This window comes from Comamonas sp. C11, from assembly GCF_024496285.1.
In the GTDB taxonomy this organism is placed as follows: Bacteria; Pseudomonadota; Gammaproteobacteria; order Burkholderiales; family Burkholderiaceae_C; genus Comamonas; species Comamonas testosteroni_F.
The window spans coordinates 4,931,994-4,956,110 of the sequence record NZ_CP101743.1 but is presented as its reverse complement, the minus strand read 5'-3'; the positions used below and the strand labels follow the sequence as shown (position 1 = coordinate 4,956,110).

At 64.0% G+C, this 24,117-nt stretch carries 21 protein-coding genes; 3 read left to right on the top strand and 18 right to left on the bottom strand.

All coding sequences use genetic code 11. From position 1 onward, the window contains the following. Window positions 1–311: 311 nt before the first annotated feature. From ampD to NOX35_RS22845, 5 genes are read right to left on the bottom strand one after another with little or no spacing between them, the layout of a single operon-like run. Window positions 312–950 (bottom strand): 1,6-anhydro-N-acetylmuramyl-L-alanine amidase AmpD, encoded by a 639-nt coding sequence (gene ampD, locus NOX35_RS22865; RefSeq protein WP_182284544.1) that lies wholly within the window; start codon window positions 948–950, stop codon window positions 312–314. Further along, a complete protein-coding gene (locus tag NOX35_RS22860; RefSeq protein ID WP_182287303.1) occupies window positions 943–2,409 on the bottom strand; it encodes a sigma-54 dependent transcriptional regulator in 1,467 nt (488 codons plus the stop codon). Before NOX35_RS22860 ends, ampD begins: the two co-directional genes overlap by 8 nt. Before the next feature lie 47 nt (window positions 2,410–2,456). Next, the gene (locus NOX35_RS22855) at window positions 2,457–4,262 is read right to left on the bottom strand and encodes a PAS domain-containing sensor histidine kinase (RefSeq protein WP_182284543.1); all 1,806 of its coding nucleotides are present in this window, start codon (window positions 4,260–4,262) and stop codon (window positions 2,457–2,459) included. 4 nt (window positions 4,263–4,266) lie between these two features. Beyond that, window positions 4,267–4,512: a PP0621 family protein gene (locus NOX35_RS22850; RefSeq protein ID WP_182284542.1), complete on the bottom strand. Its 246-nt coding sequence runs from the start codon at window positions 4,510–4,512 to the stop codon at window positions 4,267–4,269. Continuing rightward, window positions 4,509–5,315: an inner membrane protein YpjD gene (locus tag NOX35_RS22845; protein ID WP_182284541.1), complete on the bottom strand. Its 807-nt coding sequence runs from the start codon at window positions 5,313–5,315 to the stop codon at window positions 4,509–4,511. Before NOX35_RS22845 ends, NOX35_RS22850 begins: the two co-directional genes overlap by 4 nt. Before the next feature lie 488 nt (window positions 5,316–5,803). On the opposite strand from NOX35_RS22845, the gene ffh reads away from it, so the two are divergent. Beyond that, complete coding sequence (gene ffh, locus NOX35_RS22840) at window positions 5,804–7,195, top strand: signal recognition particle protein (RefSeq protein WP_003070990.1); 1,392 nt, start codon at window positions 5,804–5,806, stop codon at window positions 7,193–7,195. A gap of 294 nt (window positions 7,196–7,489) precedes the next feature. After that, the gene (locus tag NOX35_RS22835) at window positions 7,490–8,068 is read left to right on the top strand and encodes a C40 family peptidase (protein WP_182284540.1); all 579 of its coding nucleotides are present in this window, start codon (window positions 7,490–7,492) and stop codon (window positions 8,066–8,068) included. Window positions 8,069–8,130: 62 nt separating this feature from the next. Here NOX35_RS22835 and NOX35_RS22830 read toward each other — a convergent pair whose 3' ends face one another. From NOX35_RS22830 to modA, 9 genes are all read right to left on the bottom strand, one after another. After that, window positions 8,131–8,844, bottom strand: coding sequence for a DUF1266 domain-containing protein (locus tag NOX35_RS22830; RefSeq protein WP_182284539.1), 714 nt, complete (start codon window positions 8,842–8,844; stop codon window positions 8,131–8,133). Continuing rightward, entirely contained in the window at window positions 8,841–10,043 is a 1,203-nt protein-coding gene (locus NOX35_RS22825; RefSeq protein WP_182284538.1) for a hypothetical protein, read from the bottom strand. Before NOX35_RS22825 ends, NOX35_RS22830 begins: the two co-directional genes overlap by 4 nt. After that, the gene (locus NOX35_RS22820; RefSeq protein WP_182284537.1) at window positions 10,025–12,337 is read right to left on the bottom strand and encodes a hypothetical protein; all 2,313 of its coding nucleotides are present in this window, start codon (window positions 12,335–12,337) and stop codon (window positions 10,025–10,027) included. Before NOX35_RS22820 ends, NOX35_RS22825 begins: the two co-directional genes overlap by 19 nt. A 188-nt stretch (window positions 12,338–12,525) precedes the next feature. Beyond that, window positions 12,526–13,854 carry a tRNA (N6-isopentenyl adenosine(37)-C2)-methylthiotransferase MiaB gene (gene miaB / locus NOX35_RS22815; protein WP_003071003.1) on the bottom strand — a complete coding sequence of 443 codons (1,329 nt, stop codon included), beginning with the start codon at window positions 13,852–13,854 and terminating at the stop codon, window positions 12,526–12,528. Window positions 13,855–14,025: 171 nt separating this feature from the next. Beyond that, entirely contained in the window at window positions 14,026–14,430 is a 405-nt protein-coding gene (locus NOX35_RS22810; protein ID WP_182284536.1) for a hypothetical protein, read from the bottom strand. A 96-nt stretch (window positions 14,431–14,526) separates the two neighbouring features. Then, window positions 14,527–15,390: a formate dehydrogenase accessory sulfurtransferase FdhD gene (gene fdhD / locus NOX35_RS22805; RefSeq protein ID WP_182284535.1), complete on the bottom strand. Its 864-nt coding sequence runs from the start codon at window positions 15,388–15,390 to the stop codon at window positions 14,527–14,529. Between the two features lie 57 nt (window positions 15,391–15,447). Beyond that, a complete protein-coding gene (gene modC, locus NOX35_RS22800; RefSeq protein ID WP_182284534.1) occupies window positions 15,448–16,533 on the bottom strand; it encodes a molybdenum ABC transporter ATP-binding protein in 1,086 nt (361 codons plus the stop codon). After that, complete coding sequence (modB, locus tag NOX35_RS22795; protein ID WP_057093512.1) at window positions 16,530–17,210, bottom strand: molybdate ABC transporter permease subunit; 681 nt, start codon at window positions 17,208–17,210, stop codon at window positions 16,530–16,532. The genes modC and modB overlap by 4 nt, the downstream gene beginning before the upstream one ends. A gap of 181 nt (window positions 17,211–17,391) precedes the next feature. Next, window positions 17,392–18,186 (bottom strand): molybdate ABC transporter substrate-binding protein, encoded by a 795-nt coding sequence (gene modA / locus NOX35_RS22790; RefSeq protein WP_003075262.1) that lies wholly within the window; start codon window positions 18,184–18,186, stop codon window positions 17,392–17,394. A 97-nt stretch (window positions 18,187–18,283) separates the two neighbouring features. Between modA and NOX35_RS22785 the strand changes: the two genes are divergently transcribed. Continuing rightward, entirely contained in the window at window positions 18,284–19,156 is an 873-nt protein-coding gene (locus NOX35_RS22785) for a TOBE domain-containing protein (RefSeq protein WP_232538036.1), read from the top strand. A 163-nt stretch (window positions 19,157–19,319) separates the two neighbouring features. Here the strand turns inward: NOX35_RS22785 and NOX35_RS22780 are convergent, their stop codons facing one another. The 4 genes from NOX35_RS22780 to mdlC form a co-directional block, all read right to left on the bottom strand. Beyond that, window positions 19,320–20,336 carry a tripartite tricarboxylate transporter substrate binding protein gene (locus NOX35_RS22780; RefSeq protein ID WP_182284531.1) on the bottom strand — a complete coding sequence of 339 codons (1,017 nt, stop codon included), beginning with the start codon at window positions 20,334–20,336 and terminating at the stop codon, window positions 19,320–19,322. A gap of 30 nt (window positions 20,337–20,366) precedes the next feature. Beyond that, window positions 20,367–21,338, bottom strand: a complete 972-nt coding sequence (locus NOX35_RS22775) for a tripartite tricarboxylate transporter substrate binding protein (RefSeq protein WP_256494818.1) — start codon at window positions 21,336–21,338, stop codon at window positions 20,367–20,369. Window positions 21,339–21,442: 104 nt separating this feature from the next. Continuing rightward, window positions 21,443–22,384 (bottom strand): ketopantoate reductase family protein, encoded by a 942-nt coding sequence (locus NOX35_RS22770; RefSeq protein ID WP_256494817.1) that lies wholly within the window; start codon window positions 22,382–22,384, stop codon window positions 21,443–21,445. 28 nt (window positions 22,385–22,412) lie between these two features. Continuing rightward, a complete protein-coding gene (mdlC, locus tag NOX35_RS22765; protein WP_256494816.1) occupies window positions 22,413–24,029 on the bottom strand; it encodes a benzoylformate decarboxylase in 1,617 nt (538 codons plus the stop codon). Window positions 24,030–24,117 lie beyond the last annotated feature (88 nt).

Here is a 24,117-nt window from a genome sequence, read left to right as displayed (position 1 = left end):
ATGAAACTACTGAATCTGGCATTTCTAGCGTCGCTTGACAGCCGCAAAAATGACTTCATCCCGCATGAATAAAGGCCTGTGGCGCGGTTGCGCGCGGCGGCAGATCGGGCCGGAAATATGTAAAAAATTTGCGTGTTTGATGCAGGCGACAGTTGTTGCGCGCGCGCCATTGACATGCCGTTTCGAAGCCCCGCAACGATGGATGCTTGGGATTCTCAAAATGAGGAGCACATAGCGCCTGCCAGTAAAAGATTTCAGCTACGAATATGTATGAAATCGACGGCTGAAAGGCGGGAGATGCTATGAAGATTTCAGGCAGTGCCTGAGTCTGCCGGACCGGGGGGGAATTTCCAGCTTCGGGTGCTGCCTGCGCTGGCCAGCTGCTGCTGCAGCCACTGCCAGTCGAAACCGGGTCCGGGGTCCTGCTTGCGCCCGGGGGCGATGTGCTCGTGCCCGGCGATGTAGCGCACCGGATATTGCGCCGCGATGGCTATGCAAAGCTGCTGCAGGGCCTGGTACTGCGGAGCTTCAAAGCTCAGGCCTTCCAGGCCTTCGAGTTCGATGCCGATGGAGTCGTCGTTGCAGCGCTCGCGCCCGCGCCACTGGCTCACGCCGGCATGCCAGGCACGGTCGTCGCAGCTGACGAACTGCCAGATTTCGCCCTGACGCGTGATAAAGAAATGTGACGAGACTTCGAGGCCGCGAATGCCCTGGTAATAGGAGTGGGCGTCCCAGTCCAGCTGATTGGTGAACAGCTGCTGCACCGCGCCTGTACCGTACTGGCCCGGAGGCAGGCTGATGGAGTGGATGACGACGAGGTCGATCTGCGCATCCACGGGGCGAGGGCCGAAATTGGGAGATCTCAGCGGACGCGCCGCACCATACCAGCCGGCCTGCCAGGGCTGCTGTGGCAGCGGCAAGGATGGAGAATGGGGTGCGGGATCAGACATTGTCGCTCTGGTGTTTGCTGCCTTCGGCCGGCAGGTCTATGCCCAGACGGTCGATGCGGTAGCGAATCTGGCGCAGGCTGATGCCCAGTCTGGCCGCCGTGGCTGTGCGGTTGAAGCCGTTGTCCTGCAGGGCTCTGACCAAGATGCTGCGCTCCTGTTCATCCAGCCAGCCTTGCAGATCCTCCGGCAGCGTGGCCGGACTGCCTGCGTGCTGAGTTTGCGGCGGCGGTGCGCTCGATGCCAAAGCGTCCGAGGAAGCGGCTGCCGCCACACCAGTGCCCTCGGCCGGAACGCCGGATTCGGGCAGGCGCAGCGGGCCTTCCTCGCCCAGTGCAATGGCGCGGTGCAGCACGTTCTCCAGCTCGCGCACATTGCCAGGCAGCGGGAGCTGGGCTATCTGGCTCAGGCTGATGTCGTCCAGCTCCGGCGTAGCCAGTCCGGACTCGCGGGCCAGCTTTTGCAGCAAAGCCTGGCATAGCTGGCCCAGGTCTTCACGGCGCTCGCGCAGCGCGGGCAGTTCGATTTCGATGACATTGAGACGGTAGAACAGGTCCTGGCGGAAATTGCCGGCCTGCACTTCCGCTCCCAGATCGCGGTGGGTGGCGCTGACGATGCGCACATCGACGGCTTCTTCCTGGGTGCTGCCCAGCGGACGAATCTTGCGTTCCTGAATGGCGCGCAGCAGCTTGGCCTGCATGGCCAGGGGCAGGTCGCCGATTTCATCGAGAAACAAGGTGCCGCCCTGTGCGGCCTGGAAGTAGCCGGGCCTGTCCTGGGTGGCGCCGGTGTAGGAGCCCTTGCGGGCACCGAAGAACTCGGCTTCGAGCAGGCTTTCCGGGATGGCACCGCAGTTGACTGCGACCATGGGACCGTCGGCCCGCTGGCTGCAGCCGTGCAGGGCGCGTGCCACCAGTTCCTTGCCCGTGCCGGATTCACCGTGGATCAGCACGGGAGCCATACCTTTGGCGACCTTGGCAATGCGCTGCTTGACCAGTTGCATGGCCTGAGACTGGCCAACCAGAGCCTCCAGGGCGCCAGCTGGCGTTCCCGCACCAGTGCCGCTGGCCGCCGAGCTATCGCTGGTCGTTGGGTTGCCGGGCTTGAGCACTGCGCCAATGCCTTGCACGGCCGAGGCCACGACCTGGCGGAACTGGCGCAGGTCCACGGGCTTGGTCAGATAGTCGAACGCGCCCGCGCGCAGGGCCTCGACGGCGTTTTCGGCAGAGCCGTAGGCCGTCATGACGATGCAGCGCTCGCTGCGCGACTGATCGCGCAGCTGCAGCAGCAGCTCCATGCCGATCCCGTCGGGCAGGCGCATATCGGTAATCAAGACATCGAAATTGCGGCCTTGCAGCTGAGTCATGCCTTCCTGGACCGAGCCCGCGGTTTCCACGCGGTAGCCTTCCCGCAACAAGGTCAGCTCGTAGAGCGTGCGCAGATCCGGTTCATCATCGACCACGAGAATGCTGGCCGCTGCGGATGAGTGAGGCGATGATGTCACTGGGCTTACACCATGATCGAGTCAAACAGAGAGTGGCTCGCGAGGGATGAAGGGCCGCTGCGCAGAGTCACGATAAAGGCATTGCCGTTCACCTCGCCTTGCGGTGTTTTGCGAGCCAGGCGTTGATAGCTGATGGAGGCATCGTAGCGCTGGCACAGCTCGCGGCATATATAGAGTCCGAGGCCGCTGGAGCGGCTTTGAGAGGAGAAGAACGGCTCGAACAGATGGCGCTCGACGCTGGACTCCAGCGGTGCCCCATCACTCCAGACCATGAACCAGCAGGTGTCGTCCTGCGGTGCGAGACCCTGGATCCGACCGTTCAAGGGCCCGTGGCCGCTGATCAGCTGCAGGCCCGCCTCATTGTCGGCATGGCTGCGGTGGCGCTGGGCATTGTCCAGCAAGTTGATCAGCACGCGGCGCAGATGCTCTTCATCGAACAGGATATGGCGGGCCGTTGCATTGAGCCGCAGCAGAAGCTGGCGCGGCGGAGTGGCCTGTATGCGCCATTCATGGCTGATCTGGGCCAGCAGGGTGTCCAGCGGCAGCGACTGGCCCTGATGGGTTTCTGTGCCCTGCTGCACGCGCGCCAGGTTGAGGATTTCTTCGGCGATGCGGGCCAGTCGGTCGGCATTCTGCCCCACGATGCGGCATAGCTGTTGGGGGCCGGGCTGGCTCGCCAGGTCTTCGGCCAGCAGCGCATTGGCCTGGGTGATGGCCGCGAGCGGGTTGCGTATTTCATGGGCTACGGCAGCCGACATACGGCCCATGGAGGCCAGCTTTTCGGTGCGCAGCTGCGCTTCCATTTCGCGCAGGTCGTGAAGAAACATGACGCAAAGCGAATGGCTGGCTTGCGCCTGTGGCCCCTCGTCCAGATAGGGCGCCGAAACTTCGGTGATGCGTGTGCGCACATGCATGCCCGTGGCGCCGTGTCGTTCATGAGCCTGCAGGTGAATCGTGGCGGACAGTGGGCGGGCATGGGCAAAGCTGGCTTGTGTTGAATGCGCCAGCGGCTCCCACCAACTGTGGGCCTGCAGGGAAAAAGGCTGGGGGTGATCCATGGCGAGGCCCAGCAGCTGCAAGGCAGCTGGGTTGGCCTGCAGAACCAGCAAGCTCGAGTCGACCACCAGCACGCCATCGGAGAAGTGGTTGATCACCAGACTGTTGACCTGCTCCTGGGTCTGAGTGCGCAAGCGGTTGAACAGGGCCTGGGAGCGCTCGCGCCGGACACGCTTGGCCAGCTCGTGCGTGAGATAGGCCACGCAGAAATAGCCGGCGCAGGAAAAAGCCGCCTGGTAATAAGACTGGGCGCCGTCGTTGAGGCCGCCATGGTATTGCCAGAAGGTGTAGGCCAGCGTCAGCAGCGTGATGCTGGCCGTGGTGCCAAAGGCCAGCATCAGTCCGCCCAGGGCCGAGGAGATCAGGACGGGAATGGCCAGCAGCGCGGTGTAGTTGAGCGAGCCGACCTGAAAGAGCTGCAGCAGAAAGATCACGGCAATGTCGACACCGATCACGGGCAGCCATTGCAGGGCTGCGCGAGGCGCCGGCAAATGACGTCCGGCAGTCAGGCGCAGCACGACGGTCAGCGTCAGATAGGTGAAGCAGATCAGCCAGGCCAGGGGGGAGCTGATGTTCTGCAGCTGCAGATTCAGTGTCTGCAGCAGCACCAGGGCCAGCGCCAGAAGCACGCGGCCGCTGAGGAAAGCCTGCCACAGGCGCACGAACGGGGCGTTGAGGCTGGCGTCTGCGCGCCGGCTGATGGCCGCATCCAGCGGGATGGCGGTGTGCTGCCAGGGCGAGGCGGAGTTCACCATGCGGTCAGTGGCGCTCAGTGTCTTGCTGGGCCAGGCGGCGGTGTTCCGCGCTGCAGAAGATCTTGCCCGAGGCGTCGCTCACGGCATCAGCCAGCGGCAGGTGAAGGCCGCAGTGAGCACAAGCTACCATGGTCTGTGCGTGCTTGGGGACACTGGCAGGCCTGGTCTGTTCAGCCACTTCTGCGCGGCGCTTGCTGCGCCAGATTCCGACAGCCACCACCACGACCAGCAGGACCAGCAAATACTTCATGCTGCGCGCTCCAGCAGGACTTCAATCACAAAGCGCGAGCCGACATAGGCCAGCAGCAAGAAGATGGCGCCGATATAAAGAACTCGCACGGCGCTTTGGCCGCGCCAGCCGAATCGCTTGCGGCCGAACAGCAGCACGGCAAATGCCAGCCAGGACAGCAGGGAGAAAATGGATTTGTGATTCCACACCCATGCCTTGCCATAGAGCTGTTCGCCAAACAGCCAGCCTGCGGCCAGTGTGGCGGTCAGCAGCACAAAGCCCGCTCCGACAAAACGGAAGGTCAGCCGCTCCAGCGTCAGCAGCGGCAGTCCGCTGTCATGGTCGCCGCCCTGGCGCATCTGCCGCTCGGCATGGCTCATCAGCGCGCCATGAACGACGGCTGCGGCAAACAGGCCGTAGGAAGCAATACCCAGAGCCAGATGCAGAGGCAGCCAGGGCGAGGCGTTGACGTGCAGCGGTGTGCCGGGGAACACCACGGCCAGAAGCACGGCCACGCTTCCCAGGATGGACAGCGGCCAGCGCGAGCGCAGCTGCGGGTAGAGCTGCTGCTCCACCACATAGACGGTCAGCACCAGCCAGGCAGTGATCGAGAGTGCGGGAGCAAAGCCGAAGTGCGGCAGCTCGCCAAGCAAACCCCAGCCCAGCAGCAGGGCATGCAGTGCCCAGGCCAGGCGCAGGCAGCGACGGGCACCGGCTTCTTGCAGGCGCTGGGTGGCAAGTGCAGGAATGGCGTAGGCAATGGCTGCTGCCATGGCCAGGATCCAGCCAATGGGGCCAGCTGCAGTGAGCGGTTGGGAGAGCATGCTTTCTATGATAGTGCCGCTGGCCCGCACTCATCTTTTGCAGGCCGCTGCCGTCCGTCAATTTTGCGTATAAAGCACTGCCTGAACCCGGTCATGAGCGCGGGTTTGAGCGTTTGCAGGGCAGATCGTCGGCTCTTGAGCCCGGTCTTCAAGGATTTTCTCCGGTCGGACGATGTCTCCAGGCTTCCCGCCCCGCAGGCCAGTCTTCCACCAAGAGTCAGGACTCTCAGGGTAGCTCGATTCTGCTCGAGATTCAGGGCCGGCCCGGTTTCTTTCGAGGGCGCTGTGGAGCACAGCGGAGCGACTTTGCACGCCTGAGGCAGATCACGGACAAGTCTGCGGGGCATCGTCAATCAAGGGCAGCGGGTAAAATGCCTGTTCATGCAGCTTCGCCTCGCCTGAGCTGGGCCCGCAAGCTGCCCGGAGAGTCGTGCTGCGCGCTCGCGCACGACTTCCGTCCATCCATAACTTTCGAATGCTTTTTGCTTATGGCCTCCGCACTCACCGATAAACTCTCGCGCCTTGTCAAAGAGATGCGCGGCCAGGCCCGCATCACCGAGTCCAATGTGCAGGACATGCTGCGCGAAGTGCGCATGGCCTTGCTGGAGGCCGACGTGGCCCTGCCCGTGGTGCGCGACTTCATTGCCCGCGTCAAGGAAAAGGCACTGGGTCAGGAAGTCATCAGCTCGCTGCAGCCCGGCCAGGTGCTGGTGTCCATCGTCAACAAGGAGTTGGCGGCGACCATGGGCGAAGGCGTGGCCGACATCAACCTCAATGCCCAGCCTCCCGCCGTCATTCTGATGGCGGGTCTGCAAGGCGCAGGCAAGACCACGACCACGGCCAAGCTGGCCAAGCATCTGATCGAAAAGCGCAAGAAAAAGGTGCTCACGGTTTCGGGAGACGTGTATCGTCCCGCGGCCATCGAGCAGCTCAAGACCGTGACGGCCCAGGCTGGCGCCGAGTGGTTTCCCTCCACGCCCGACCAGAAGCCACACGATATCGCCGTGGCCGCGATTGATTACGCCAAGAAGCATTTCTTCGATGTGCTGCTGGTGGATACGGCCGGCCGTCTGGCCATCGACGAGCTGCTGATGGCCGAAATCAAGGATTTGCACGCCACGCTCAAACCCGTCGAAACCCTGTTCGTGGTCGATGCCATGCAGGGTCAGGATGCGGTCAACACCGCCAAGGCCTTCAAGGAAGCGCTGCCGCTGACCGGAATCGTGCTGACCAAGCTCGACGGCGATTCGCGCGGCGGTGCGGCGCTGTCGGTGCGCCAGATCACGGGTGCGCCCATCAAGTTTGCCGGTGTCTCGGAAAAGATCGACGGCCTGGAAGTCTTTGATGCCGACCGCCACGCACAGCGCGTGCTGGGCATGGGCGACATCGTGGCCCTGGTCGAGCAGGTCACCAAGGGCGTGGACATGGAAGCCGCGCAGAAGATGGCCGAGAAGCTCAAGAGCGGTGACGGCTTCGACCTCAACGACTTTCTGGCCCAGCTGCAGCAGATGAAGCAGATGGGCGGTCTCTCGACCCTGATGGACAAGCTGCCCGCCGAGCTGGCCGGCAAGGCCGGTCAGGTCGATATGGACAAGGCCGAGCGCGAGATCAAGCGCAAGGAAGGCATCATCTGTTCCATGACCTTCAAGGAGCGCAAGAACCCCGCCCTGATCAAGGCCACGCGCAAAAAGCGTATTGCTGACGGCGCCGGCGTGCAGGTGCAGGAAGTCAACCGCCTGCTCAAGGAGTTCGAGCAGATGCAGACCATGATGAAGAAGTTCAAGGGCGGCGGTCTGATGAAGATGATGAAGAAGATGGGCGGCATGAAAGCCATGAAGGGCATGATGGGCGGCGGCGGCATGCCCAAGCTGCCTTTCTGATAATTGATCACCCCCCCTGAGCCGCTGCGCGGCTTCCCCTGGCCGGGCGCCCCCAAGGGGGACGACAGCCTCGCTGCGCGGCGGCGCTTGCTGGCTGTCCCTTTCCTGGGGCGTGTCAGTTTCTAAGGGTGTTTAAAAAGTGAGCTGCTTGGCTTGTTGTTTATGGATTTGGATGAGAAATGCATCTGAATCAAAGGCATGACAAGCGAGAGTAGCTCACTTTTTTGTAAAGAAGCGCAGTAATTGTGGGTAGACGGTGGCTGTTTGGGCGGCTTTCTGAGAACATGCCTTTCCATGAAGCTACAAGACAGGACTTTCGTGGAGGCGGGTCAGCGGCAAGCTCTGCCTCAATGTCTGGAGCGCCGCTGCGCGCTGATGCTGGCGGGCTCGCTGCTTGCGGTGCTGGCAGGGTGTTCCACCACCAAAGACAGGCCCCGGCCTGCTGCGCAAGGCGGATCTTCCGCGCGCCCGGCCAATGCCCTGAGTCTGGATGCTGAGCTGCGCGAGTCGCTGCTGGCACGCACCATGCTGGTGGTCAACACGCCTTACACCTATGGCGGCAACTCGCCTGAAGGCGGTTTTGACTGCAGCGGTCTGATTCAGTGGGCCGTGGGGGGCATCACGGAAATCCGCCTGCCCCGCACCACATCGCAATGGGCGCAGGCCAGCAACCCGGTGGATGGACGCGATCTGATGCGCGGCGACTTCGTGTTCTTCAACACCCTGGGCGGGCGCTATTCCCATATGGGAATTTTTGTGGGCAACGGACAGTTTGTGCACGCGCCGTCCAGCGGCGGAACGGTGCAGCGGGTACGCATGGACAATGTGTACTTCGCCAAGCGATTCACGGAAGCCCGAAGCATCTTTGCCTGAACGCCTGCGCTGCGGATGTAAAAAAGGGACTGCCTGGCAGTCCCTCGGTTTCTGCGGGTGTCTCACACTTGTGCCGCAGGCTCGGAGGCGGGCTTTGCCTCATCGCCGGTCAGCGGCAGATTCCAGCTCATCGCATGCCAGGGGTGCTGCTCCTGCGTCACCCATTGCGCCACTTCTTCGGACGTGAAGGCCTTGCCCAGCACATCGCTGCGACCTTGTGCCAGCCATTGAGCGCGGCCCTGTGCATAGGCCTGGCCGAAAGCAAGCCAGCTGTCGAAGCATTGCTGGGCGCGTTGGGCGTTGAGCTGAAGGATATCCCAATGCAGGGCTTCGTCCGTCCATTCCAGCAGCCTGGCGCTGCGCACAAAAAAGGTCACGCGCGCGCAGGCAAACGCCATCGCGGCGCGCACGTCGTCGCTGCGCTGCAGGCGCTGCAGATCCAGCATGAACCAGCGCTGGCGAAGTGCATCGGGCAGTTGCTGGCGCACCTGTTCGTCGCTGAGGTCGGTGCGCAGGCCAAGATGGTGCAGGATCATGGGGCGCAGCTGCCTGGCCAGCGCTTCGTCAGCGCCATGCAGATCGCTGGCAAAGCCACCTTGCATGGCGTGGTAGGCCATGGGGTGGGCCAGGGCCAGGGCCCAGTTGCGCTCCGGACTGCCCGCCTGGTAGCTGATGATGTCGCCGCGTTGCTTGGCCTCCTTGAGGCGCTTGAAGCCGCCGCGCAGCACCCAGTAGATCAGGGCCACGATGAGCACAAAGATCGTCCATCCGCTCATGTGCGAACTCCTGGTCGACCGGGGCGCTTTCTGGCCATCAGCAAGCTCTGTTTCAGTGCGGCGGATTTGGGCATGCGTTCAATGACTTCGCTGTCCAGCGAATCCTTGCGTGCCGCCACCATCCACTGCATCAGTGGTGACTGCAGATTGAGCCGAGGCAGCAGGGCAGGGTGCTGCTGCATCAGCCACAGTTGCTCGTCGTCGGTCTGCAGCTCCTGCACCGAGCACCAGGGCGCCAGCTCGGGGCGGGCCTGCAGCAGCTCGGGTGGGCGGCGCACAATGCCCATGGACAGAGCGTCTTCGGGGACTTCGTCGTTGAGCGGCAGATGGTTGAGCAGAGTCACCACATCGGGCATATAGCGTGCAATCGGCGGTCGGTTCTGCTTGCCCTTGATCTGCTCGATCTGAAGCTTGCCGTCCTTTTGCACATAGGCATTGACGGTGATGCGGGGCTGGGCCGTGCCCGTGCGGTAGCTGAACAGCCGCATGCGCCCCGATTCGAGTCCCTCGGCGTAATGTTCTCCATAGCCGCCGCTGAAGGACTTGCGGTTGGCAAACTGGCCCACGCAGTGGCCCATCATCTGGCTTTCATAGGCCATTTCCTGGCGCATCTGCGCACTTGTGCCGTCAAACTCCACAAAGGTACCGTGCTGGCCACGCAGCAGCCCGCGCACGGCACTCTGGCTATGCTCAACCCGGCCGCTGTTCTGTTTTTTCTCGAAAGCCAGATGCTCCAGCGTCCAGCGCGCCAGCGCCTGTGGGCAGTTCACGCGCTGCAGCTTGCCTTCGAGAGAGGTGCCCTTGCGGGTGGAGAGAAATTCCACCAGCCGTGTCTCCAGCGCGAGCAGGGCGGCGCTGTCGGGCTGCACCCACCAGAGGTCGGGCAGCTCGAAGCCGGCCTGCCTGCGCGCCAGCCGCTCCAGCGCCCAGGCCGGCGGCTCCTGCCGACCCGCCAGCTCCTGCAACTGCCGGGCGTCGGCAATGCGCAGCACGGCAGGCTCGTCGGCCTGCAGATTGCCCACCACATGGCGGTAGAAATGGTTGCCCAGCCAGGCCGCGACGTCGGCTGCGTCGCCGCGCTCTGCGCTGCGCTCCTTGATGCGCTGCTTGATGGCCGGGGCGTTGACGACATCGCGTGCCTTGTAGGCACTGGCGGCAGCGGCTTTTTCGACGACCTGATTCACCAGAATTTCCACCATGGTTTGCGACCCGATGCTGCAGCGCCGGCCTGGGCGTCGCGCTCGGCCAGCTTGCGCTCGGCGCGCTCTATGCCGGACAGCGACATGCGCCGCTCATCCTCGTCGTCATCCTTGTCCAGATAGCTGTTGGCCTGCTTGTGCAGTGCCACGGATTCTTCCAGCAGCTCGGGGTAGGCTTCCAGCGCACAGGCCAGGCGGCGCAGCGGATAGCAGTCCTGCAGCGCAATGACTTCTTGCTGATGCATGCGCAGGCGCGGCAGCACCAGCTCGGGGCGTGTGCTGGAGAAAAAGTCCAGCATGGACATCAAGGACGCCAGGTAGTTGCGGCGCACGTCGCGCTGCTCGTCCTCATCCAGGTCGTGGAACCATTGGTCCAGACGCTCCATCCAGATGCTGATTTCGTCATCGCGGTTGAGCTTGTAGAGCGACAGGGCGACGGTGGAGAAATAACGCGTGGGCTCATGGCGGCTGTAGCCATGCTCCTGGGCGAAATGCCACAGGCGCTCGGCCTCGACCACGGTCTGCGCATCGTCGTCCTTGCCCACGGCGCACCACAGCAGGCCGTTGTGATGCTCGGCGAACGGGCTGCTGCCCAGTCCCTTGTGGTGCAGGTCGGCGGCCTCGTCGTAGCGGTCCATGAAGCGGTACTTGATGGCCAGGTTGTTGCAGAGCATGGAGTACACATGCAGGTCGCCATCCTTGAAGCGGCCCTGGCCAGTCGCCCAGAAATGCTCGAAGCGGGCGAGACCTTCCTCGTAGTAGCGCACGACCAGAGGCTCGCGCACCTCCTGCGCAGGCACTTTCTTCTTGCCACCCATCAGCGGTGCCAGATCGTCTGCATCGTCAAGGACCACGCCGGCGGCGTAGCACCAGTGCGCGCCATGGCCCTGAGGAAAAGGCCGAGCCAGCGCTTCTTCCAGCGGCAACGCGGCAAAGCGGGCAGCCCAGAGCGCGGGCAGCTTGTCGCTGTCGGCCATCTCGGGGTGCTGGCCCACGCCAATTTCCAGCAGCGGCAGAGCCTGCTCCATCTGGCGCTTGCGTGCCAGACGCAGGCCGTCGAGCAAGGCCAGCACCGGATGCGCCGGCTGGGCTGCGCGCACCATGTTCAGATAGAAATCCGCCGGGTGCAGGGGCCTCTCTTCCTGCGCGAGCAGCTGGCGCATGTCCTCGTCGGTCTGGCCAATGGCCAGAACCAGGGCCCAGGTGATGGCGTTTTCCGGGTCGTTGCTGAACTGTCTCTTGGCCAGCTCGAAGGCGGCTACGGCCGAGACGGGACGAGCGTGGAGCACGCTCTGAAGCGCCAGATCGGCGGCTTGCTTCAGGCGCCCGGTCTGCTCCAGCCAGCCCAGCCAGGAGGCGGTGAAGGGATCGCCCGAGTCATCCGTCAGTCCGAAGTGTCCCTGAGGGGCCAGCTGCAGCGCCGCCTCCAGCTGACCGGCCTGAGCGCAGGCCTGGGCCTGCAGCCGCACGATCTTGACCTGGCGATGCGCCTTGACGGCCTGCGATGGTGGCGGGTTCTCCAGACGGGCGAGCTGTTGCTCACAGGCCATGAGCAGGGCTGGCAGGCTTTGCGGGGCCAGCGGCAGCACATGGTCGGCCAGCGTCATCCAGCGGTCAAAGTCCACCTGCTGGTCGGGCGCGGCATCGCGCAGGAGATTGATGGCGTTCTGCACCAGGCTGGCGGCCTCGCTGGCGTGGCCGCTTTTCTGGGCCATTTCCGCCTTGCGAACGCAGAGGATGGCATCGAGATAGGCCGCATCTTCGGCCAGATCGGGGTTGCGACGCTCCTGTGCGCGTTGCAGCTCAAGGCCTGTGGCCGCAGCTTCCCAGGCCTGGAGCTGAGAGGCCATCCAGTGCCAGCCATGCCAGTAGTTGTCGCTGTCCACATCCTCGGGCAGCCGGGCAATGGCCTGTGCCGCTGCACCCAGCAGGGCTTGCGCGGAGGACTGGTCAAAGCCCATGCGGCTCTGGATGTCGCTGAGGCTCAGGCGCAGCGCAGCTTCTGCGGGACTCAGTTCGTCGGCAGCGGCAAGGGCGGTGTCGCGATGCTGCTGCAGCAGCTTGTTGGCCGCTTCGGGCTGATCGAGGTAGAGCCAGAAGTCGTGAATGCGCTCGAGCTCCTGCACGGTGGCGGGGGCAAAGTTCTGCTGCCCCATCAATTCCACCGCCGCGGCGATGCGGTCCTGACGGCTGATGCTGCCGGGCTTGTCGTCGTTGTAGTCGTTCAGTAGCTCATGGGCTTGGTCCAGCAGGGCGTAGATGGAATCGCCCTGCAGTGCGGCAGTTTGGTTCATGGTGTCCAGAGTTCAATCCGAGGCAGCTTGGCCCCAATAGACCACCATCCTAGCGGCGGATTGAAGAGGCGTGTGCCATCCGGCAAGGCATCACCATTTGTTACAGAATTTATAACCAGTCATGAAAAAAGCCTGCCTTGGCATTGCAGGCAGGCTTTTGGTGGATGAGGCCAGGGACTGTCGGGCTGTCAATCCTTGACCAGTACTTCGCCGCGCAAGGTGTAAGCCTTGGCTTCGGTAATCTTCACATCCACCATCTGGCCGATCAAGCGCTCGTTGCCGGGGAAGTTGACCACGCGGTTGCAATAGGTGCGACCCATCAGCTCGCTGCCGTCGCGCTTGCTCACGCCTTCGACCAGCAGGCGTTGCACCGTGCCGACACGCTCTTCGCTGATCTCCTTGATGTTGGTGTTGATCACGGCTTGCAGCTCCTGCAGGCGGCGCAGCTTGACTTCGTGGGGCGTGTCGTCGTGCAGATTGGCCGCAGGCGTGCCGGGGCGGGGGCTGAAGATGAAGCTGAACGAGTTGTCGAAGCGCACGTCGTGGATGAGCTTCATCATCTTCTGGAAGTCTTCCTCGGTCTCGCCGGGGAAGCCCACGATGAAGTCGCTGCTCATGGCCAGATCGGGGCGGATGGCGCGCAGCTTGCGGATGGTGCTCTTGTATTCCATGGCCGTGTAGCCGCGCTTCATGGCCATGAGGATCTTGTCGCTGCCATGTTGCACGGGCAGGTGCAGGTGGCTGACCAGCTGCGGAATCTTGGCGTAGGCCTCGATCAGGCGCGGTGTGAACTCGTTGGGATGGCTGGTGGTGTAGCGGATGCGCTCGATGCCGGGAATCTCGGCCACATATTCCAGCAGCAGCGCGAAGTCGGCCATCTCGCTGCTGTCGCCCATCTTGCCCAGGTAGGCGTTGACGTTCTGGCCCAGCAGCGTGATTTCCTTCACTCCCTGCTCGGCCAGGCCCGCAACTTCCACCAGCACGTCCTCGAACGGGCGGCTGACTTCCTCGCCGCGCGTATAGGGCACGACGCAGTAGCTGCAATATTTGGAGCAGCCCTCCATGATGGAGACGAAGGCCGAAGCGCCTTCCACGCGTGCCGGTGGCAGGTGGTCGAACTTCTCGATTTCGGGGAAGGAGATATCGACCTGGGGCTTGGCCTTGGCCGCACGCTGATTGAGCAGCTCGGGCAGGCGGTGCAGGGTCTGGGGACCGAAGACCACATCCACAAACGGAGCGCGCTTGATGATCTCGGCACCCTCCTGGCTGGCCACGCAGCCGCCCACGCCGATCAGCACGCCTTTTTCCTTGAGGTGGCGGATGCGGCCCAGATCGCTGAATACTTTTTCCTGTGCCTTCTCACGCACCGAGCAGGTGTTGAACAGGATCAGATCGGCCTCGTCCACGTTCTGCGTGGGCTCGTAACCCTGGGCCGCGCCCAGTACATCGGCCATCTTGTCCGAGTCGTACTCGTTCATCTGGCAGCCAAAGGTTTTGATAAAGACTTTCTTGCTCATGAGGGCGCTCTTGTCAGGTGTTGTCGGGTGCGGGGCTTGCAGAGTCTGCAAGCGCGAAGTCATAGCGGCTGGCGCTCGCCATCACTGGGTTTGAACAGGTAAATGATTCGAAATGCTTGCAGAAAAGGCGCAAGCAGCTTTGAAATCAATAGCGGCCGGCGTTGGCCGGACTCAGCTGCCGAAAACGCGCTGCAGCAGGGTGCGCGGCTGGATCGGCTTGTATTTCTCGATTTCGGCAGGGGTCAGGATCCAGGCCGTGTGCAGGCCCTGGGTCTGCGGCTCGATCACATAGCCCACCAGCAGCTTCTGGCCTGCATAGTTGCTGGCAAAGACCAGGCTGCGTTCGCGGCTGAACAGGCGAAAGCCCGGCGTCGTGCGAATGGCCGTGCCGTTGATGGCCACTTCGGGGAAATTGGTGACCGTCAGCTCGCCGAACTGCGCCGTGGGCGGAAAGTTGCGTGTGTCGTCCGATGCCAGGCCCTGGGCCAGGGTCGGCAGGCTGGCGCTGGCGGCGGCAGCCAGCAGGGCGCAGCCCCAAAGGCGACGGCTGAAGCGGGTGGTGGTGCAGCGGTTCATGGTGTATATCCAGGGGCTGATCGTGGGGCGGTCAGAGCTGGAGTCATGGCCGCAATGCCGTGATTCTAGAGGCTGGCGCTTGGCAGCAGGGCTTGCTCAGGCTTTGCCGCCGGCGGCATAGAGAACCGCCCGGGGCGGGCGGCACAGCCCCCAGAAGCGCAGGCCCGTCAGCTCCGCCATGCGCACGCCCATGGAGGTGGGCGCGGAAATCGTGGCCAGCGCCGCGATGCCGACCTTGGCGCATTTGCGCACCAGTTCATGGCTGCCGCGGCTGGACAGCAGTACAAAGCCGGGTTCGCCGAGGCGGCCCGTGCGCGCCAGCCGGCCGACCAGCTTGTCCAGCGCATTGTGGCGGCCCACGTCCTCGAGCACGTCCGTGATGTCGCCCGCCAGCGTGGCCCAGCCTGCGGCATGGATGGCGCCGGCCTCGGCATTCAGAATCTGGTGTGGCGGCAGGGCGTCAATCGCCTTGAGCACGGTGGCTGCGTCGACCCGCTCCAGCCAGTCCTGGGGCGGCAGGGCGTCAAACGACAGGTCCAGCGCCGCAAAGCTCTCGACTCCACAGACGCCACAACCCGTGCGGCCCGTCATGCTGCGGCGTTTGTCCTTGAGCCGCGCAAAGCAGCGCGAGGCGATGTCGAGCTGCACTTCCATGCCGTCCATGCCTTCGGGCAGGCCGGCTGCCGCGGCAGACACGGGGCGGGCTTCGATGCCGTAGCAATCGGCAACGCTGTCCAGAATGCCCTCGGTCAGCGCAAAGCCGAGGGCAAAGTCTTCCACATCGGTGGGCGAACCCATCATCACCGCATGCGAGATGCCGTTGAAGACCAGCGCGATCGGCACCTCGGCCGCCAGCACGCGCTCCTGCCGCTCCTGCTGCCCGGCGTGGAAGAAGCTCACGGCATGGGTGTGCAGCGGTGCTATCGGCTGGGCAGGGATGGGGCAGGCGGACTCGGTCATGGGCTGATGATAGTCAGCAGGCGCATTCCTTGCCGGCAAGGGGCGGATGCGCTGCGCTCAGTCCAGCAGCGCCATTCCCTTGATCTGTGCATACACCGGCATGCCGGTCTTCAGCTGCAAGGCCTTGGCCGAGTGCTGGGTGATTCTGGCCAGCAGCCGGGTGTCGCCCGCCTGCAGCGAAACCATGACCTGCCCCGGCCCATCCTCGCGCAGGCCCAGCACCTGCACCGGCAGGATGTTGAGAATGCTGCTGCCCTCGGGCCTGAGCAGACTCAGGCTGACATCGCGCGCCTGCACGCGCAGCGGTACCTGGCTGCCCAATTCGCGCGGACGGGCCATGACGAGCTGGAGCCGGCCTCCGTCAAAGATCAGCGTGCTCAGATGGTCGGTAGCATCATGGTCATGCACCGTGGCATGGACCACGCTGGAGGCCACGTCGCCATGGGCCAGCGGCAGATCGAGGCTGGATAGCAACTCGGGGACGGAGCCCTGCGCCAGCACCTTGCCCGCACCAAGCAACACCATATGCTGGGCCAGGCGCGCAACCTCGTCCATGGAGTGGCTGACATAGATCACGGGAATCCGCAGATGCCGCTGCAGCTGCTCCAGATAGGGCAGGACTTCGGCCTTGCGCTGGGCGTCGAGCGCGGCCAGGGGCTCGTCCATGAGCAGCACTTCGGGGCTGGTGGCCAGCGCTCTTGCAATCGCCACGCGCTGGCGTTCGCCGCCCGACAGCGTGGCGGGCATGCGATCCATCAGATGGGCGATGCCCAGCAGCTCAACGGCCCGCTCCTTGGAGACCTTGCGGCGTTCCTGCGGCGTGCGCCTGAGACCGTAATCGATATTGCGCTGCACCGACAGATGCGCAAACAGGCTGGCCTCCTGGAACACATAGCCGAGTGCGCGCTGGTGCGTGGGAAGCCATTGCCGGCTGGCGTCGTCCTGCCATACGGTCTGGTTGACGGTGACGCGACCTTGCGCCCGCTCAAGCCCGGCGAGGCTGCGCAGACAGCTGGTCTTGCCGCAGCCCGAAGGCCCGAACAGGGCCGTGACCCCCTGGCCGGGTAGCTGCAGATCCACATCGAGTGCAAAGTCGGGCCGGCTCAGCCTGAGCTGCGCGGTGATGAAACTGGTGGCTGTCATGCGCGGCGCTCCGCTTTGGGTTGCAGCCAGTTCAAAGCCAGCAGCACGATGAAGGAGAACACCACCATGCCGGCCGCCAGCATATGGGCGTGGCCGTACTCCATGGCTTCCACATGGTCGTAAATCTGTACCGAGACCACGCGTGTCACGCCGGGGATATTGCCGCCCAGCATCAGCACCACGCCGAATTCGCCCACGGTGTGGGCAAAGGTCAGCACGGCAGCGGTGATGAAGCCGGGGCGCGCCAGCGGCAGGGCCACGGTCAGAAAGCGGTCCAGCGGACTGGCGCCGAGGCTGGCCGCAGCCTCCATGGGGCGCGAGCCCAGCGCCTCGAAGGCACGCTGCAGCGGCTGCACGGTAAACGGCATCGAGTAGATCAGCGAGCCCACCACCAGACCGGCAAAGGTGAACGGCAGATTGCCCAGACCCATGGCCTGCGTGAGCTTGCCGATGGGGCCATTGGGGCCCATGGTGACCAGCAGATAAAAGCCGATGACGGTGGGCGGCAGCACCAGCGGCAGTGCCACCACGGCACCGATCGGGCCGCGCCAGCGCGAACGGGTATGGGCCAGCCACCAGGCCAGCGGCGTGCACAGCAGCATGAGCAGCACGGTAGTCACGCCCGCGAGCTTGAGCGTGAGCCAGATGGCTGCGTAGTCTTCGGCATTCAGTTGCATGGAATCAAAAACAGGACTTGCGCAAACAAGCATGCACAACGGACATTTCTATCGGCAAAGCACCCTGTCCGATCCGAATTTGCGCAAGTCGTAAAAAAAGACCCTTGGAGCGCCCAGCTTAGCCGAGCAGCGCCAAGGGTAGAGCGGACTGGTTTGAGCGCCAGGACTTGCCGGTCAAGCGTCAGAAGCTATAGCCATAGGAGCGGATGATGTCATGTGCCTTGGGGCTGCGCAGGTACTTCATCAGAGCCGCAGCGGCTTCGTTGTCCTTGGCGCTGTTGAGCACAATGGCGTCCTGGCGGATGGGTTCATGCATATTGCCGGGCACCTGCCAGGCCGAACCCTCGCGGATCTTGCCGTTCTCCATGACCTGGGACAGCGCCACAAAACCCAGCTGCGCATTGCCGGTGGCAGCGAACTGGTAGGTCTGGGCGATGTTCTCGCCCATCACCACCTTGGGCTGCACCTGTGCGCTCAGGCCGAGCTTGTTCAGCACTTCCATGGCAGCTGTTCCGTAAGGAGCAAGCTTGGGGTTGGCGATCGCGATATGCTTGTAGTCGCCGCTCTTGAGCACATCGCCCTTGTCGTCCACATAGCCGGCCTTGGGGCTCCACAGCACCAGCGTACCGATGGCATAGGTAAAGCGCGAATCGGTCACGCCCTTGCCTTCCTTGGCCAGCTTCTCGGGTGTGGTGTCATCGGCGGCCAGCAGAATGCCGAAGGGCGCGCCATTGTTGATCTGGGCGTAGAACTTGCCGGTGGCGCCAAACGACAGCTCGGCCTTGTGGCCGGTATCCTTCTCGAACTCGGCCGCAATCTTCTTCATGGGCGCGGTGAAGTTGGCTGCCACGGCGACCGCCACTTCAGCGGCCTGCGCCTGCGCAGACCACAGGCCCAGCACGACTGTGCCGATCACGGCCGCAGAGCGAGCCAGTTGAAAGGAAAAACCGGTGGAGCGGGCAGTGATCTGAGTCATTGAAATTTCGCTATTCATTAATGGAATAGCGAGTGTAGCGTGAATGAACAACTGAGGTCGAGCGGGGAAATTGGCTGTCAGGGCATGATGGCGGTCTATGTCAGACACAGAAAATTTCGAACAAGAACAATTGGATATGGCCGGCGACGAGGCTGTGCCGGGTGGCGCGCTGTCGTCCGACTCGGTTTCCCAGGCGCTGGGCTATGACATGGCCGACCGTCGCATTGCCATCCTGCGCGGGATTGCGCAAAGCGGCTCCATCTCTCAGGCAGCACGTGACGTGGGCGTGAGCTACAAGGCGGCCTGGCAGGCCATCGATACCCTGACCAATCTGGCTGGCGTGCCGCTGGTCGAGCGCAGTGTGGGCGGCGCCGGGGGCGGCGGCGCACAGATCACGCCGGCGGGCGAGGAGTTGCTGCATGCGGCCGAGGCCATGATGCACTTGCGCAGCGAGTTGCTGCAGCGCATGCAGGCCGGCACGCCAGGTGGCGGGCAACCCAATCTGGGCCTGATGACCAGCATGCGCAATCAGTGGCCTTGCAGTGTGCTCAAGGTCGAGTCCATAGGCGGGCAGATCCGTGTCTGGCTGCGTGCTGCAAGCGATGCAGGCTCGGACTGGACGATTGCCGCGCGCATCACGCCCGAAAGCTATGAGCTGCTGGGTCTGGCACCCGGTGTGCAGGTGCTGGCGCTGTGCAAGGCCACGGCCGTCAAGGTCTGGCTGGGGCAGGAGCGGCCTGCGGGGGCCGCGCAGCCCATCAATATCTGGCCTGCCGTGGTGCAGCGCGCGACCTATGGCGCGGCCACGGTGACGGAAGAGAGCCTGGCTTGCGACGAAGCCATCTGTCGTTTGAGCTGGGGTGCTCAGATCGTGGGCTTTGCGCCGGCCATGAGCGGGCTGGTGGCCAATGACAATGTCTGGCTGGAGGTGGCCGAGTCTGCGGTAGTCGTGGCGGTGGCCTCTCACTGAAACACGATTTGCGCAAATTCGGATCTGGCTTGGTGTTTTGTCGGCAGGCAGGCCTGTTGAGCATTCTTGTCTGCGTAAACCGAAAAAAGACCGCCGATCCTTTCAGACCGGCGGTCAAAGGGAGTTTTCGGGCAACCGGACTCCCACGTTGAACTGATATTTCCTAGTCCACTTTCAAGCCGATTTCCTTGATCAGCGGTGCGAAGCGGGCGCGTTCCTTGGCATGGTGGTCCACGAAGTCCTGGCGGCTCATGCGCGGCTCGGGCGTGGCGCCCAGACCCTGGATCACATCGACCACGCTCTTTTGCTCCAGTGCCTTGATCACGCTGGCGCGCACGGCATCCACCACGGGGGCGGGCGTGCCGGCCGGCGCGTAGACGCCGAACAGTGTGTCGGCATCGAAGCCCGGCAGGCCGCTTTCGGCCAGCGTGGGTACCTTGGGGTACAGAGGCGATCGGTGCGGGCTGCCTATGGCCAGCAGCTTGAGCTTGCCGGCCTCGACCTGCTTGAGGCCCGGGCCCGGATCGAACCAGTATTGCAATTGACCGCTGAGCACATCGGTCAGGGCAGGACCGGCTCCCTTGTAGGGAATATGGCTGGCATCGACCTTGGCTGCGCGCTTGAACATTTCACCGGCCAGATGAGGCGAGCTGCCCGGGCCTGGCGAGCCGTAGGACAGCTTGCCAGGATTGGCCTGCAGGTGCTTGATGAAGTCCTGCACATTGCTCACGGGAAGACTGGGGTTGGTTTCCAGAAACACATGCACGCGTGCCACGGCCGCCACAGGGATCAAGTCCTTTTCAGGGTTGAACGGCAGCTTGCTGTAGATCAGCGGATTGATGCTGATGCCGCCGCCGCTGCTCAGCAGCAGCGTATAGCCGTCCTTGGCAGAGCGCACGGTTTCGCTGATACCGATATTGCCGTTGGCTCCGGGCTTGTTGTCCACCACCACGGACTGGCCCAGCACCTGGCTCATGGTGGGCGAGATAGCGCGCCCCATCACATCGGCCGCGCCGCCAGGAGCGAAGTTCACGATCAGGCGGATGGGACGATCCGGCCATGTCTGTGACTGGGCGGCCGGTGCCAGGCAAAGCGCCATGCCCAGGCTGGCCCAGCCTTTGGCGATCAGGGCGCGCAGCGGCCTGTGTGCAGAGGGGCGTTGAGTGATAGGGGTCTCCATAGGTGTTTTCCTGTTTGTCATTGATATCGATCAGTCCAGCTTGATGCCTGCGGTCTTGATGACCTCTCCCCAGCGCTTCTTCTCGGAGAGCCAGAACTCTCGCATCTGCTCGGGAGTGCTGGGCAGGGGCTCCAGGGCCAGGGCCTCGAAGCGGGCCTGCACGGCCGGCGTCTTCAGGGTTTCCTGCAGCGTCCTGGACCATATCTGTATGGTGGCGTCATCCGTGCCCCTGGGAGCGACCAGGCCCTGCCAGGCGAAGGCCTCGAAGCCGGCCACGCCCTGCTCGATGAGCGTGGGCGTCTGGGGCAGGCTTTTGAGCCGCTGCGCGCTGGCCACGCCGATGGCACGGACCTTGCCGGCGTTGATGTGGGGCAGGCCTGCGGCACTGTCCACCAGCATGAAGGGAATCTGGCCTCCGATCACATCCAGCATGGCCGGGCCGGCGCCGCGATAGGGTGCGTGGGTCATCTTCGCGCCCATCTTCTGGGCCAGCAGTTCGGTGGCCAGATGGTGTGGGGTGCCCAGCCCGGGAGAGCCATAGCTGAGCCTGCTGGGGTTGGCCTTGGCCCAGGCCGCGAACTCCTGGAAGTTGCGCACCGGCAATTCGTTGTTGACGACCAGCAGCAGCGGAAAGCGTGCCAGCAGGCTGATGGGGACGAAGTCCTGCTCGGCGTTGTAGGCCAGCTTGGGGAACAGATGCGGGTTGGCGGCCAGGGTTGCGAAGTCGGCGGTGAAGACCAGGTTGCCATAGTCGCGTGAGCGCGCCGCATATTCTGCGGCGATGTTGGTGCCGGCGCCCGGCTTGTTGATCACCACGATGTTGCGATGGATAGGCTTGGCCCAGGCCTCGGCTACACCCCGAGCCACAGCATCCGAGCCGCCGCCTGCGGCAAAGCCGACCACCCATTCCATGGGCCTGCCGGACGCCTGCTGGGCGTGGGCCCTACCCAGCATGAGCTGTACACCGCAAGCAGCGCCGGCTTTGAGAAAGGTTCTGCGCATGTTGTCTCCTTGTTGTTGAATCCGTGGGCCCGGTCCCTGCTGTCTTTCTCTTTGTTTTTGCTGTTTTTCCCGAGCCTTTGATGCGTCTTCGCCGAGTCCTGGTTCTATGGCGTGCGCTGCTGCGTCATGCTGATGAGCCGGTGCAGGGTACGTGTCATGGGCGTGGCGATGCCATGCCGCTCGCCCGCGCGCACCACCGCGCCGTGGATGGAGTCGGTTTCGGTGGGGCGCCCCGCCAGCAGGTCCTGCAGCAGCGATGGCTGGTGTCCCATATGGTGGTTCAGGGCGTCCTCCACCGTGGCCTGGATACGGTGGGCGTCCACAGCGATACCGTTGGCCGCAGCCACGGCAACGACCTCGTCCAGGACTTCGCGGATCAGGCTGCGGCCCAGAGGGCTGGCCAGTCCGTCCACGGGCTGGCGCGTGATGCCGCACAGACCGTTGAAGGCAGCATTGAAGGCCAGCTTTTCCCAGATGGCGGTCTCGACCTCGGGATCGATCTCGCAATGCAGTCCGGCGCGGTTGAGGTCGTCGCCGAAGTCCTGGAAGCCGGCGTCCACCTGTCCGGTGCGCGGCATGAAGCGAATCTTGCCGCTGCCCAGCGAACTCACTTTTCCTGGAGCCAGCAACCGTGCCGGCCATGTCGTCACGCCCACGGCGATCTGCCGGGCATCGGCAAATCCATGCAGGGTCTCGATATGTCCTATGCCGTTTTGCAGGCTGAGCAGCAGGGTCCCAGGCCCTATCAGATGGGCAATGCTTTGCAGCGCGGCCTGGGTGTGGGCGGCCTTGGTGAAGATCAGCCAGCGCTTGGGCGGCTGCGTCAGCTCATGGGCCTGCAGGGCCTGAACGTCGGCGTGCAGCGGGCCCTGGTCGGTCTCGCAGTGCACGCCGTGCTCACGTATGGTCTGGAGCAGCTGCGCGTTGACATCCACCAGCGTGACGGGGATGCCGGCCCGGGCCAGCCGCGTGCCGAACAGGGTGCCCATGGCCCCCGCTCCCAGGATGCCGACGGTGGCCGCTTGCGGCTCTTGTGTGTTGTGCATGTCTTGTCTCCGAGGGTGCGATGCCGGGTCAGGCGACCTCGACCTCGACCAGCGTGGCGCGCGGGCTGCGCAGGGCGTCCCGCAGAACCTGGGGCAGCTGCGCTGCTTCGGTGACGCGCACGCCGTCGCAGCCCTGGCCCTTGGCCAGGGCCACGAAGTCGATGTCGGGCAGGTCCGTTCCCTCGACCTTCTCGCCCTCACGGTAGCCGAACACCCTGGAGAAATCCTGCAGGGCAGCGTAGCGGCGGTTCTTGACAATGATGTAGGTGACCGGCAGCCCCAGATGGGCTGCGCTCCACAGTGCCTGGATGGCGTACATGGCCGAGCCGTCGCCGATGACGCCTATGACCTTCTTGTCGGGCTTGGCCAGCGCGATGCCTACGGAAGCAGGCAGGCTGTGGCCCAGTCCGCCGCTGCACATGGTGAAGAAGGTCTCGGCAGCGTAGATGGGCAGGTGGGCCTGGATGATGGAGCGCGAGCCAGGTGCCTCCTCGACGATGATGCTGTCACGCGATCGCACCTGGGCCAGTGTGTGCATGAGGAAGGCATCGCTCATCAGCTTGCCCGGCTCAGGTGCCGCCGGGGCGGGTATGGCAGGCCGGGGCTGGAGCGCAGGGCGCGGACGTGCCAGGGGGCGGGCCAGCAGTTCCTGCACGCCCATGCGGATATTGCCCACGGCCGCGTCGCCCACGGGGGCCCAGGCGGCGATGGCAGGGTCCTCGATGAGCTGGAACAGCTGCGTGCCTTCGGCGATGAAGGGGCCGTGGCCTTCGACGTGGTAGGTGAAGGCTGGTGCGCCGATGACGAAGACCACGTCATGGCCCGAGAGCCTGTCCACGATGCGCTCGCGCATGGCCGGCAGGAAGCCGCCGAACAGCGCATGGTCCTCGGGGAAGCCGCAGCGCCCGCTCATGGGCGCCACATAGACGCGCGCCTGGTGGCGTTCGGCCAGGGCCTGGACGGCTTCGAAGGCCTGGCTGCGGTCCACGGCCGCTCCGACCACGAAGGCCGGTGCGCGCGCCCCCTCCAGCGCCTGGCCTATGCTGTCCAGCAGGCGCGGGTCGGGTCGGGTTTCGAAGCCGACTTTGCGCAGTGTGATGGGCTCGCAGGGCACATCCCAGTCATCGGCGGGAATGGAGACGAAGACCGGGCCGCGCGGCTCCTGCATGGCGATGTAGTAGGCGCGCGCCAGGGCCTGGGGCACGTCCTCGGCGCGTGCGGGCTCGCAGCTCCACTTCACATAGGGCTTGGGCAGCTCGGCGGCCTGGTTGGAGTGCAGGAAGGGGTCGAACTGCAGCAGCGAGCGCGTCTGCTGGCCGGCCGTGATGACCATGGGCGTGCGGTTCTTGAAGGCCGTGAAGATATTGGCCATGGCGTGGCCCACGCCGGCGGCCGAGTGCAGGTTCACGAAGCTGGCGTTGCGCGTGGCCTGGGCATAGCCGTCTGCCATGCCCACGACCACGGTCTCCTGCAGGCCGAGGATGTATGAGAAGTCCTCGGGATAGTCGCGAAACAGGGGCAGCTCGGTGGAGCCCGGGTTGCCGAAGATGCGTGTCATGCCCAGCTCGCGCAGCATGTTGATGACGGCATGGCGTACGGTGAAGACTTCGGCGGTCTGGGCATTGGGGGCGGTGTTGGCGGGCAAAAAATTCTCCTTGGATCGGGCTGGCACTGGGCCTTGGCACTGTTGGCATCAATCCTGCCTTTGGAGATAATTTCCAGCAATTGAATAA